Here is a 13328-nt window from a genome sequence, read left to right on the forward strand (position 1 = left end):
GAAGGCGTTGAGATGGTAATGCCAGGCGACAACATCAAGATGGTTGTGACTCTGATCCACCCAATCGCGATGGACGACGGTCTGCGTTTCGCAATCCGTGAAGGTGGCCGTACCGTTGGCGCGGGCGTGGTTGCTAAAGTTCTCGGCTAATCGCTGATAACATTTGACGCAATGCGCATGAAAAGGGCATCATTTGATGCCCTTTTTGCACGCTTTCACATCAGAACCTGGCTCATCAGTGATTATTTTTGTCATAATCATTGCTGAGACAGGCTCTGCAGAGAGCGTATAATCCATAAAGGGATTATTTCGATTTGGCTCGCCTCGCAATCGCGGGGTGAAATTATTTGTAGAATTCTTCTGACAGGTTGGTTTATGAGTGCGAATACCGAAGCTCAAGGGAGCGGGCGCGGCCTGGAAGCGATGAAGTGGGTCGCTGTTGCCGTGCTGCTGATTGTGGCAATCGTTGGCAACTATCTTTATCGTGACATGATGCTGCCGCTCCGCGCGCTGGCAGTGGTGATTCTGATTGCTGCAGCGGGCGGTGTCGCGCTGTTGACGACTAAAGGTAAAGCAACCGTTGCTTTCGCTCGCGAAGCACGTACCGAAGTCCGCAAAGTCATTTGGCCGACTCGCCAGGAAACATTGCACACCACGCTGATCGTGGCTGCAGTGACTGCGGTAATGTCACTGATCCTGTGGGGACTGGATGGTATTCTGGTTCGCCTGGTTTCCTTTATTACTGGCCTGAGGTTCTAAGATGTCTGAAGCCCCTAAAAAGCGTTGGTACGTCGTTCAGGCGTTTTCCGGTTTTGAAGGCCGCGTAGCAACGTCGCTGCGTGAGCATATCAAATTACACAACATGGAAGAGTTATTTGGCGAAGTTATGGTTCCGACCGAAGAAGTGGTTGAGATCCGTGGCGGCCAACGTCGCAAAAGCGAGCGTAAATTCTTCCCGGGTTACGTGCTGGTTCAGATGGTGATGAACGACGCGAGCTGGCACCTGGTGCGCAGCGTACCGCGCGTGATGGGCTTTATCGGCGGCACGTCTGACCGTCCGGCGCCAATCAGCGACAAAGAAGTTGATGCGATTATGAACCGCCTGCAGCAGGTGGGTGATAAGCCGCGTCCGAAAACGCTGTTTGAACCGGGTGAAATGGTTCGTGTTAGCGACGGTCCGTTTGCTGACTTTAACGGTGTGGTTGAAGAAGTGGACTACGAGAAGTCCCGCCTGAAAGTTTCCGTTTCTATCTTCGGTCGTGCGACCCCGGTAGAACTGGACTTTGCGCAGGTCGAAAAAGCCTAAGCAGCGATCAAAAAAGCGGCGATTTAATCGTTGCACAGGGCGCGAGATTGGAATACAATTTCGCGCCTTTTGTTTTTATGGGCCCGGCCCGTAAAACGAATTTTATTCACGGGGAGCCTCCCTGAGGCGCTATCACCCAATCAGAGGATTTTAGAATGGCTAAGAAAGTACAAGCCTACGTCAAGCTGCAGGTTGCAGCTGGTATGGCGAACCCAAGTCCACCAGTTGGTCCAGCTCTGGGTCAGCAGGGTGTGAACATCATGGAATTCTGTAAAGCGTTCAACGCCAAAACCGAATCCCTGGAAAAAGGTCTGCCAATCCCAGTCGTAATCACTGTTTACGCTGACCGTTCTTTCACTTTCGTTACCAAAACCCCTCCAGCAGCTGTTCTGCTGAAGAAAGCGGCTGGTATCAAGTCTGGTTCCGGTAAACCGAACAAAGACAAAGTGGGTAAAATTTCCCGCGCTCAGCTGCAGGAAATCGCGCAGACCAAAGCTGCCGACATGACTGGTGCCGACATTGAAGCGATGACTCGCTCAATCGAAGGTACTGCACGTTCCATGGGCCTGGTAGTGGAGGACTAAGAAATGGCTAAACTGACCAAGCGCATGTCCGTGATCCGTGACAAAGTTGATGCGACCAAACAGTACGACATCAACGAAGCTATCGCTCTGCTGAAAGAACTGGCAACTGCTAAGTTCGTTGAAAGCGTTGACGTTGCCGTTAACCTCGGCATCGACGCGCGTAAATCCGATCAGAACGTTCGTGGCGCAACTGTACTGCCACACGGTACTGGCCGTTCCGTTCGCGTAGCTGTATTTGCTCAGGGTGCAAACGCTGAAGCTGCTAAAGCTGCCGGCGCTGAACTGGTAGGTATGGAAGATCTGGCTGATCAGATCAAGAAAGGCGAAATGAACTTTGACGTTGTTATTGCTTCTCCAGATGCAATGCGCGTTGTTGGCCAGCTGGGCCAGGTTCTGGGTCCACGCGGCCTGATGCCAAACCCGAAAGTGGGTACTGTAACTCCTAACGTTGCTGAAGCGGTTAAGAACGCTAAAGCAGGTCAGGTTCGTTATCGTAACGACAAAAACGGCATCATCCACACCACCATCGGTAAAGTGGACTTTGACGCTGACAAACTGAAAGAAAACCTGGAAGCTCTGCTGGTTGCGCTGAAAAAAGCAAAACCAACTCAGGCGAAAGGCGTGTACATCAAGAAAGTTAGCATCTCCACCACCATGGGTGCAGGTGTTGCAGTTGACCAGGCTGGCCTGAGCGCTGCTGCAAACTAATGCCTTTACGTGGGCGGTGATTTTGTCTACAATCTTACCCCCACGTTTGCTAACGAAAGTTAGCGGCTAAAAGATTTGTTCGTTGGAGCCTGGCCTAATCCAGGCCTCCGTCGAAGACCGCAGGTGTTTCGCAAGAGACTTAATCCCCTGCGTAGACGGTGACAGAACGCTAAGATTATTTTTGGATACTCTGGCTTGTTTCTGCTCACCGTATTAAGACGCTCTTTCCGTTGGGGAGAGTGAAGTGAGTTCCGGAACATGAGTTCCGGCAAACATCCAGGAGCAAAGCTAATGGCTTTAAATCTTCAAGACAAACAAGCGATTGTTGCTGAAGTCAGCGAAGTAGCCAAAGGCGCGCTGTCTGCAGTAGTTGCGGATTCCCGTGGCGTTACTGTAGACAAAATGACTGAACTGCGTAAAGCAGGTCGTGAAGCTGGCGTATACATGCGTGTTGTTCGTAACACCCTGCTGCGCCGCGTAGTTGAAGGTACTCAGTTCGAGTGCCTGAAAGACACGTTTGTTGGTCCGACCCTGATTGCATACTCTATGGAACACCCGGGCGCTGCTGCTCGTCTGTTCAAAGAGTTCGCGAAAGCGAATGCAAAATTTGAGGTCAAAGCTGCAGCCTTTGAAGGTGAGTTGATCCCGGCATCGCAAATCGATCGCCTGGCAACCCTGCCGACCTACGAAGAAGCAATTGCACGCCTGATGGCAACCATGAAAGAAGCTGCGGCTGGCAAACTGGTTCGCACTCTGGCTGCTGTACGCGATGCGAAAGAAGCTGCTTAATCGCAGTTATCTTTATAAAGCATTTGCTTACGTATAAACTTATTCTGATTTTCAGGAACAATTTAAATGTCTATCACTAAAGATCAAATCATTGAAGCAGTAGCAGCTATGTCCGTAATGGACGTTGTAGAGCTGGTTTCTGCAATGGAAGAAAAATTCGGTGTTTCTGCTGCTGCTGCTGTAGCTGTAGCTGCGGGCCCGGCTGAAGCTGCTGAAGAAAAAACTGAATTCGACGTAATTCTGAAAGCTGCTGGCGCTAACAAAGTTGCTGTTATCAAAGCAGTACGTGGCGCAACTGGCCTGGGTCTGAAAGAAGCTAAAGACCTGGTAGAATCTGCTCCAGCTGCGCTGAAAGAAGGCGTGAGCAAAGACGACGCAGAAGCACTGAAAAAATCTCTGGAAGAAGCTGGCGCTGAAGTTGAAGTTAAATAAGCCAACTTTTCTGGTTGCAGCCTAAGTAATTAGGCTGATGGCTGGTGACTTTTTAGTCACCAGCCTTTTTGCGCTGTAAGGCATCAGTAGCATTTCACACTGTTTGACTGCTGATTGTCCTGACAATGCATGTTTCTATCGACGACTTAATATATTGCGACAGGGTGCTCGCTCTGTGTAAATCGCGACGAAATGATTTAAGCGTGATAGCAACAGGTATTGCGGAAAGTATTCAATTTTCCGGTCCACAAAATGGTGTTGCACAAACTGTCCCTTCGTCGGACAGATGGGTCGACTTGTCAGCGAGCTGAGGAACCCTATGGTTTACTCCTATACCGAGAAAAAACGTATTCGTAAGGATTTTGGTAAACGTCCACAAGTTCTGGACATTCCATATCTCCTTTCTATCCAGCTTGACTCGTTCCAGAAGTTTATCGAGCAAGATCCTGAAGGGCAGTACGGTCTGGAAGCAGCCTTCCGCTCCGTGTTCCCGATTCAGAGCTACAGCGGTAACTCCGAGCTGCAGTACGTCAGCTACCGCCTTGGCGAACCGGTGTTTGACGTTCAGGAATGTCAGATCCGTGGCGTGACCTATTCCGCACCGCTGCGCGTAAAACTGCGTCTGGTGATCTACGAGCGCGAAGCGCCGGAAGGCACCGTAAAAGACATTAAAGAACAAGAAGTCTACATGGGTGAAATTCCACTCATGACAGACAACGGTACTTTCGTAATCAACGGTACTGAGCGTGTTATCGTTTCCCAGCTGCACCGTAGCCCGGGCGTCTTCTTCGACAGCGATAAAGGTAAAACACACTCTTCCGGTAAAGTACTGTATAACGCACGCATCATTCCTTACCGTGGTTCATGGCTGGACTTCGAGTTCGATCCGAAAGACAACCTTTTTGTCCGTATCGACCGCCGTCGTAAGCTGCCTGCAACCATCATTCTGCGTGCGCTGCAATACACCACTGAACAGATCCTGGACCTGTTCTTTGAGAAAGTGATCTTTGAAATCCGCGACAACAAGCTGCAGATGGAGCTGGTGCCGGAACGTCTGCGTGGCGAGACCGCGTCGTTCGACATCGAAGCCGACGGCAAAGTGTATGTGGAAAAAGGTCGCCGTATCACCGCGCGCCACATCCGCCAGCTGGAAAAAGATGATATCAAACTCATCGAAGTTCCGGTTGAGTACATTGCAGGAAAAGTAGCCGCGAAAGATTACGTTGACGAGTCAACGGGTGAGCTGATCTGCCCAGCGAACATGGAGCTGAGCCTGGATCTGCTGGCTAAGCTGAGCCAATCTGGTCACAAACGTATCGAAACGCTGTTCACCAACGATCTGGACCACGGCGCGTATATCTCTGAGACTATTCGCGTCGACCCAACCACCGATCGTCTGAGCGCGCTGGTAGAAATCTACCGCATGATGCGCCCTGGTGAGCCACCAACTCGCGAAGCGGCGGAAAGCCTGTTCGAGAACCTGTTCTTCTCCGAAGACCGCTACGATCTGTCCGCGGTTGGTCGCATGAAGTTCAACCGTTCTCTGCTGCGCGACGAAATCGAAGGTTCCGGTATCCTGAGCAAAGACGACATCATCGAAGTGATGAAGAAGCTCATCGATATCCGTAACGGTAAAGGCGAAGTGGACGATATTGACCACCTCGGCAACCGTCGTATCCGTTCCGTAGGCGAAATGGCGGAAAACCAATTCCGCGTTGGCCTGGTACGTGTAGAACGTGCGGTGAAAGAGCGTCTGTCTCTCGGCGATCTGGATACCCTGATGCCTCAGGATATGATCAACGCCAAGCCGATTTCTGCAGCAGTGAAAGAGTTCTTCGGTTCAAGCCAGCTGTCTCAGTTCATGGACCAGAACAACCCGCTGTCTGAGATTACGCACAAACGTCGTATCTCTGCACTCGGCCCAGGCGGTCTGACCCGTGAACGCGCAGGCTTTGAAGTTCGAGACGTACACCCGACGCACTACGGTCGCGTATGTCCAATCGAAACGCCTGAAGGTCCAAACATCGGTCTGATCAACTCCCTGTCCGTGTACGCACAGACTAACGAATACGGTTTCCTCGAGACCCCGTACCGTAAAGTGACCGACGGTGTTGTAACCGACGAAATTCACTACCTGTCTGCTATCGAAGAAGGCAACTACGTTATCGCTCAGGCGAACTCCAACCTGGATGACGAAGGCCACTTTGTAGAAGATCTGGTTACCTGCCGTAGCAAAGGCGAATCCAGCTTGTTCAGCCGCGACCAGGTTGACTACATGGACGTATCCACCCAGCAGGTGGTATCCGTCGGTGCGTCCCTGATCCCGTTCCTGGAACACGATGACGCCAACCGTGCATTGATGGGTGCGAACATGCAACGTCAGGCCGTTCCAACTCTGCGCGCTGATAAGCCGCTGGTTGGTACCGGTATGGAACGTGCTGTTGCCGTTGACTCCGGTGTTACTGCAGTTGCTAAACGTGGCGGTACTGTTCAGTACGTCGATGCATCCCGTATCGTTATCAAAGTTAACGAAGACGAGATGTATCCGGGCGAAGCAGGTATCGACATTTATAACCTGACCAAATACACCCGTTCTAACCAGAACACCTGCATCAACCAGATGCCTTGCGTATCTCTGGGTGAGCCAGTTGAGCGCGGCGACGTGCTGGCAGACGGTCCGTCCACCGACCTCGGTGAACTGGCGCTTGGTCAGAACATGCGCGTAGCGTTCATGCCGTGGAATGGTTATAACTTCGAAGACTCCATCCTCGTCTCCGAGCGTGTGGTTCAGGAAGATCGTTTCACCACCATCCATATTCAGGAGCTGGCATGTGTGTCCCGTGACACCAAGCTGGGGCCAGAAGAGATCACCGCTGACATCCCTAACGTGGGTGAAGCTGCGCTCTCCAAACTGGATGAATCCGGTATCGTTTACATCGGTGCTGAAGTGACCGGCGGCGACATTCTGGTTGGTAAGGTTACGCCTAAAGGTGAAACCCAGCTGACGCCAGAAGAGAAACTGCTGCGTGCAATCTTCGGTGAGAAAGCGTCTGACGTTAAGGACTCTTCTCTGCGCGTACCAAACGGTGTTTCCGGTACGGTTATCGACGTTCAGGTCTTCACCCGTGACGGCGTTGAAAAAGATAAGCGTGCGCTGGAAATCGAAGAGATGCAGCTCAAACAGGCTAAGAAAGACCTGTCTGAAGAACTGCAGATCCTCGAAGCGGGTCTGTTCAGCCGTATCTATGCGGTGCTGGTTGCCGGTGGCGTTGAAGCTGAGAAGCTCGACAAACTGCCACGCGATCGCTGGCTGGAACTGGGCCTGACCGACGAAGAGAAACAAAATCAGCTGGAACAGCTGGCTGAGCAGTATGACGAACTGAAACACGAGTTCGAGAAAAAACTCGAAGCGAAACGCCGCAAAATCACTCAGGGCGACGATCTGGCACCAGGCGTGCTGAAGATTGTTAAGGTGTATCTGGCCGTTAAACGTCAGATCCAGCCTGGTGATAAGATGGCAGGTCGTCACGGTAACAAGGGTGTTATCTCTAAGATCAACCCGATCGAAGATATGCCGCACGATGCTAACGGTACGCCGGTAGATATCGTACTGAACCCGCTGGGCGTACCGTCTCGTATGAACATCGGTCAGATCCTGGAAACTCACCTGGGTATGGCTGCGAAAGGTATCGGCGACAAGATTAACGCCATGCTGAAGCAGCAGGAAGAAGTCGCGAAACTGCGCGAATTCATCCAGCGTGCCTACGATCTGGGTACCGACGTTCGTCAGAAAGTCGACCTGAATACCTTCAGTGATGAAGAAGTGATGCGCCTGGCTGAGAACCTGAAAAAAGGTATGCCAATCGCAACGCCGGTCTTCGATGGTGCGAAAGAAGCTGAAATTAAAGAGCTGCTGCAACTGGGTGGTCTGCCAACGTCTGGTCAGATTACGCTGTTTGACGGCCGTACCGGTGAACAGTTCGAGCGTCCGGTAACCGTAGGTTACATGTACATGCTGAAACTGAACCACCTGGTCGACGACAAGATGCACGCTCGTTCTACCGGTTCTTACAGCCTGGTTACTCAGCAGCCGCTGGGTGGTAAGGCACAGTTCGGTGGTCAGCGCTTCGGGGAGATGGAAGTGTGGGCGCTGGAAGCATACGGCGCGGCATACACCCTGCAGGAAATGCTCACCGTTAAGTCTGATGACGTGAACGGTCGTACCAAGATGTATAAAAACATCGTGGACGGCAACCATCAGATGGAACCGGGCATGCCAGAATCCTTCAACGTACTGTTGAAAGAGATTCGTTCGCTGGGTATCAACATCGAACTGGAAGACGAGTAATTCTCGCTCAAACAGGTCACTGGTGCCGGGTTAACCCCCGGCACCAGATTGTGCTAACTCCGACGGGAGCAAATCCGTGAAAGATTTATTAAAGTTTCTGAAAGCGCAGACTAAAACCGAAGAGTTTGATGCGATCAAAATTGCTCTGGCTTCGCCAGACATGATCCGTTCATGGTCATTCGGTGAAGTTAAAAAGCCGGAAACCATCAACTACCGTACGTTCAAACCTGAGCGTGACGGCCTTTTCTGTGCGCGTATTTTCGGGCCAGTAAAAGATTACGAGTGCCTGTGCGGTAAGTACAAGCGCCTGAAACACCGTGGTGTGATCTGTGAGAAGTGCGGCGTTGAAGTGACCCAGACCAAAGTGCGTCGTGAGCGCATGGGCCACATCGAGCTGGCGTCTCCGACCGCTCACATCTGGTTCCTGAAATCTCTGCCGTCCCGTATCGGTCTGCTGCTGGATATGCCGCTGCGCGATATCGAACGCGTTCTGTACTTCGAATCTTATGTGGTTATCGAAGGCGGGATGACGAACCTGGAACGTCATCAGATCCTGACTGAAGAGCAGTATCTGGACGCGCTGGAAGAGTTCGGTGACGAATTCGATGCGAAGATGGGTGCGGAAGCTATTCAGGCCCTGCTGAAGAGCATGGATCTGGAGCAAGAGTGCGAGCAGCTGCGTGAAGAGCTGAACGAAACCAACTCCGAAACCAAACGTAAAAAGCTGACCAAGCGTATCAAACTGCTGGAAGCGTTCGTTCAGTCTGGTAACAAACCAGAGTGGATGATCCTGACCGTTCTGCCGGTTCTGCCGCCAGATCTGCGTCCACTGGTTCCGCTGGATGGTGGTCGTTTCGCAACGTCCGATCTGAACGATCTGTATCGTCGCGTTATCAACCGTAACAACCGTCTGAAACGTCTGCTGGATCTGGCTGCGCCGGACATCATCGTACGCAACGAAAAACGTATGCTGCAGGAAGCGGTAGATGCCCTGCTGGATAACGGTCGTCGCGGTCGTGCGATCACCGGTTCTAACAAGCGTCCTCTGAAATCTTTGGCCGACATGATCAAAGGTAAACAGGGTCGTTTCCGTCAGAACCTGCTCGGTAAGCGTGTTGACTACTCCGGTCGTTCTGTAATCACCGTAGGTCCATACCTGCGTCTGCATCAGTGCGGTCTGCCGAAGAAAATGGCACTGGAGCTGTTCAAACCGTTCATCTACGGCAAGCTGGAACTGCGTGGCCTCGCCACCACCATCAAAGCCGCTAAGAAAATGGTTGAGCGTGAAGAAGCTGTCGTTTGGGATATCCTGGACGAAGTTATCCGCGAACACCCGGTACTGCTGAACCGTGCACCAACACTGCACCGTCTGGGTATCCAGGCATTTGAGCCAGTCCTGATCGAAGGTAAAGCTATCCAGCTGCACCCGCTGGTATGTGCGGCATATAACGCCGACTTCGATGGTGACCAGATGGCTGTTCACGTACCGCTGACGCTGGAAGCCCAGCTCGAAGCGCGTGCGCTGATGATGTCTACTAACAACATCCTGTCCCCAGCGAACGGTGAACCAATTATCGTTCCTTCTCAGGACGTTGTATTGGGTCTGTACTACATGACCCGTGACTGTGTTAACGCCAAAGGCGAAGGCATGGTGCTGACTGGCCCGAAAGAAGCTGAGCGTATTTATCGCGCTGGCCTGGCCTCTCTGCATGCGCGCGTTAAAGTGCGTATCACCGAATACGAAAAAGATGAAAACGGCGAATTCGTTGCGAAAACCAGCCTGAAAGACACGACCGTTGGCCGTGCCATTCTGTGGATGATCGTACCGAAAGGTCTGCCTTTCTCCATCGTCAACCAGGCGCTGGGTAAGAAAGCGATCTCCAAAATGCTGAACACCTGTTACCGCATTCTGGGTCTGAAGCCGACCGTTATCTTCGCTGACCAGACAATGTATACCGGCTTTGCTTATGCAGCGCGTTCAGGTGCATCTGTTGGTATCGATGACATGGTCATCCCAGAGAAGAAACACGAGATCATCTCTGAAGCGGAAGCCGAAGTTGCTGAGATCCAGGAGCAGTTCCAGTCCGGTCTGGTTACCGCGGGCGAACGCTATAACAAAGTTATCGATATCTGGGCTGCAGCGAACGATCGTGTATCCAAGGCGATGATGGATAACCTGCAGACCGAAACCGTGATTAACCGTGACGGCGTAGAAGAGCAGCAGGTTTCCTTCAACAGCATCTACATGATGGCCGACTCCGGTGCGCGTGGTTCCGCAGCACAGATTCGTCAGCTGGCAGGTATGCGTGGTCTGATGGCGAAGCCAGATGGCTCCATCATCGAAACGCCAATCACCGCGAACTTCCGTGAAGGTCTGAACGTACTCCAGTACTTCATCTCCACCCACGGTGCTCGTAAGGGTCTGGCGGATACCGCACTGAAAACAGCGAACTCCGGTTATCTGACGCGTCGTCTGGTTGACGTTGCGCAGGATCTGGTTGTGACCGAAGACGATTGTGGCACCCTCGAAGGTATCACCATGACCCCGGTTATCGAGGGTGGTGATGTTAAAGAGCCACTGCGCGATCGCGTTCTGGGTCGTGTAACCGCGGAAGACATTCTGAAGCCGGGTACTGCAGACATCCTGGTTCCACGCAACACGCTGCTGCACGAGCACTGGTGTGACCTGCTGGAAGCGAACTCTGTTGACTCCGTGAAAGTACGTTCCGTTGTATCCTGTGACACCGACTTTGGTGTATGTGCGCACTGCTACGGTCGTGACCTGGCGCGTGGCCACATCATCAACAAAGGTGAAGCAATCGGCGTTATCGCGGCACAGTCCATCGGTGAGCCGGGTACACAGCTGACGATGCGTACGTTCCACATCGGTGGTGCGGCATCTCGTGCGGCTGCTGAATCCAGCATCCAGGTGAAAAACAAAGGTAGCATCAAGCTCAGCAACGCGAAGTCTGTTGTTAACTCCGCTGGCAAGCTGGTTGTGACCTCCCGTAACACCGAGCTGAAGCTGATCGACGAATTCGGTCGTACCAAAGAGAGCTATAAAGTGCCTTACGGTGCGGTTATGGCGAAAGGTGATGGCGAGCAGGTTGCCGGCGGTGAAACCGTTGCAAACTGGGATCCACACACCATGCCGGTTATCACCGAAGTGAGTGGTTTCATCCGCTTCACTGACATGATCGACGGCCAGACCATTACTCGTCAGACCGACGAGCTGACCGGTCTGTCTTCTCTGGTGGTTCTGGATTCTGCTGAACGTACTACCGGTGGTAAAGATCTGCGTCCTGCACTGAAAATCGTTGATGCTCAGGGTAACGACGTTCTGATCCCTGGTACCGACATGCCTGCGCAGTACTTCCTGCCGGGTAAAGCGATCGTTCAGCTGGAAGATGGCATTCAGATCGGTGCGGGTGATGCTCTGGCGCGTATTCCACAGGAATCCAGCGGTACCAAGGACATCACCGGTGGTCTGCCACGCGTTGCGGACCTGTTCGAAGCACGTCGTCCGAAAGAGCCTGCAATCCTGGCTGAAATCAGCGGTATCATCTCCTTCGGTAAAGAGACCAAAGGGAAGCGCCGTCTGGTTATCACTCCAGTAGATGGCAGCGAACCGTACGAAGAGATGATTCCTAAGTGGCGTCAGCTCAACGTGTTCGAAGGTGAACGTGTAGAACGTGGTGACGTGGTTTCCGATGGTCCAGAAGCTCCGCACGACATTCTGCGTCTTCGTGGCGTACACGCGGTAACGCGTTACATCACCAACGAAGTACAGGACGTTTACCGTCTGCAGGGCGTTAAGATTAACGATAAGCACATCGAAGTTATCGTTCGTCAGATGCTGCGTAAAGCAACCATCGAAAACGCAGGCAGCTCCGAGTTCCTGGAAGGCGAGCAGGTTGAATACTCACGCGTCAAGATCGCTAACCGCGAACTGGAAGCGAACGGCAAAATCGGTGCGACCTTCTCGCGCGATCTGCTGGGTATCACCAAAGCGTCTCTGGCAACCGAGTCCTTCATCTCTGCAGCATCGTTCCAGGAAACGACTCGTGTCCTGACCGAAGCCGCTGTTGCAGGTAAACGTGATGAACTGCGCGGTCTGAAAGAGAACGTCATCGTGGGTCGTCTGATCCCGGCGGGTACCGGTTATGCGTACCATCAGGATCGTATGCGTCGTCGTGCTGCGGGCGAACTGCCAGCTGCACCGCAGGTGACTGCTGAAGATGCATCCGCGAGCCTGGCAGAACTGCTGAACGCAGGTCTGGGCGGTTCCGACAACGAGTAATCGTTGATGCCGTAAATAAAAAACCCGCCTCGGCGGGTTTTTTTACATCTGCATGTATTCAATTCACCAACGGGATCCGACGATAAAGCTCAATCATATCGCCCGCCAGATCCTGAATGACCATGGCGTTCATCAGGTGATCCTGCGAGTGGACGGTGATCAGGTTAACCGGAAGCTTCCCGGTCCCCTCATCAAGACCGATAAGCTGCGTCTGTATAGTGTGCGCATGCTTCACATATTCACGCGACTCTTCCATCGCTTTTTCAGCTTCGTCAAAATCACCTTTACGCGCCATCTGCAACGCCGTCAGGGCTGCACTGCGCGCCGCGCCCGCGTTGACCAGCAGTTCCATAATCGTGGTTTCTAAGTCTTCCATTATGACTCCAGAAGTTTGAGCGCTTTTTCCAGTACGGCATCACCTTTCATCATGCCGTAATCCATCATGTCGATCACCGCGACCTTTTTACCCAACGGGTCGGCCTGCGCCTGGAGTTTAGCCTGCTCGTATTTAACCTGTGGCCCCAGCAATACGATGTCGGCCGTCGCGATGTTGTCTTTAAACTCCGCAACCGGAACGGCTTTAATGGTGACTTCAACCCCTTTTTTCTGAGCGGCGTCTTTCATACGTTGAACCAGCATGCTGGTTGACATTCCCGCTGCACAGCATAAAACAATGTTCTTCATAATCAGCCTCGATCTACATGTGTTTATTGATAATTATCCCGTGCAGAGCGCTTCAACAACCGCTTTACCATGATTGTGTGTCAGGCATCACAAAGAAACCGGTGATTTTCTGAAACCGGTTACAATTTTGCATTGTCGGGTACCCGGCCCGTGGAATCGGGCAGGGTGAAAGAGGGA

10 protein-coding genes and 1 pseudogene are annotated in these 13328 nt (G+C 52.4%); 9 read left to right on the plus strand and 2 right to left on the minus strand.

The window, feature by feature from the left end:
* The 9 genes and pseudogenes from tuf to rpoC form a co-directional block, all read left to right on the plus strand.
* A pseudogene (gene tuf, locus ADJ24_RS23850) lies at positions 1-150 on the plus strand (elongation factor Tu); the annotation flags it as partial.
* 225 nt (positions 151-375) lie between these two features.
* Complete coding sequence (secE, locus tag ADJ24_RS03605; protein WP_014068449.1) at positions 376-759, plus strand: preprotein translocase subunit SecE; 384 nt, start codon at positions 376-378, stop codon at positions 757-759.
* Position 760: 1 nt separating this feature from the next.
* A complete protein-coding gene (gene nusG, locus ADJ24_RS03610) occupies positions 761-1306 on the plus strand; it encodes a transcription termination/antitermination protein NusG (protein ID WP_002438628.1) in 546 nt (181 codons plus the stop codon).
* 155 nt (positions 1307-1461) lie between these two features.
* Positions 1462-1890 (plus strand): 50S ribosomal protein L11, encoded by a 429-nt coding sequence (rplK, locus tag ADJ24_RS03615; RefSeq protein WP_008503452.1) that lies wholly within the window; start codon positions 1462-1464, stop codon positions 1888-1890.
* A 3-nt stretch (positions 1891-1893) separates the two neighbouring features.
* Positions 1894-2598 carry a 50S ribosomal protein L1 gene (rplA, locus tag ADJ24_RS03620; RefSeq protein WP_006810530.1) on the plus strand — a complete coding sequence of 235 codons (705 nt, stop codon included), beginning with the start codon at positions 1894-1896 and terminating at the stop codon, positions 2596-2598.
* 291 nt (positions 2599-2889) lie between these two features.
* The gene (gene rplJ / locus ADJ24_RS03625) at positions 2890-3387 is read left to right on the plus strand and encodes a 50S ribosomal protein L10 (protein WP_003862338.1); all 498 of its coding nucleotides are present in this window, start codon (positions 2890-2892) and stop codon (positions 3385-3387) included.
* A 66-nt stretch (positions 3388-3453) separates the two neighbouring features.
* Complete coding sequence (gene rplL / locus ADJ24_RS03630) at positions 3454-3819, plus strand: 50S ribosomal protein L7/L12 (protein WP_002445276.1); 366 nt, start codon at positions 3454-3456, stop codon at positions 3817-3819.
* 319 nt (positions 3820-4138) lie between these two features.
* Positions 4139-8167: a DNA-directed RNA polymerase subunit beta gene (rpoB, locus tag ADJ24_RS03635; protein ID WP_023309967.1), complete on the plus strand. Its 4029-nt coding sequence runs from the start codon at positions 4139-4141 to the stop codon at positions 8165-8167.
* A gap of 76 nt (positions 8168-8243) precedes the next feature.
* Positions 8244-12467 carry a DNA-directed RNA polymerase subunit beta' gene (gene rpoC, locus ADJ24_RS03640; RefSeq protein ID WP_023309968.1) on the plus strand — a complete coding sequence of 1408 codons (4224 nt, stop codon included), beginning with the start codon at positions 8244-8246 and terminating at the stop codon, positions 12465-12467.
* A 58-nt stretch (positions 12468-12525) separates the two neighbouring features.
* Here the strand turns inward: rpoC and ADJ24_RS03645 are convergent, their stop codons facing one another.
* Positions 12526-12843, minus strand: coding sequence for a PTS lactose/cellobiose transporter subunit IIA (locus ADJ24_RS03645; RefSeq protein WP_003862327.1), 318 nt, complete (start codon positions 12841-12843; stop codon positions 12526-12528).
* Positions 12843-13151, minus strand: a complete 309-nt coding sequence (locus ADJ24_RS03650; protein ID WP_010425948.1) for a PTS sugar transporter subunit IIB — start codon at positions 13149-13151, stop codon at positions 12843-12845. The genes ADJ24_RS03645 and ADJ24_RS03650 overlap by 1 nt, the downstream gene beginning before the upstream one ends.
* Positions 13152-13328: the final 177 nt, after the last annotated feature.

The organism is Enterobacter sp. 940_PEND, from assembly GCF_001059415.1.
In the GTDB taxonomy this organism is placed as follows: domain Bacteria; phylum Pseudomonadota; class Gammaproteobacteria; order Enterobacterales; family Enterobacteriaceae; genus Enterobacter; species Enterobacter cloacae_M.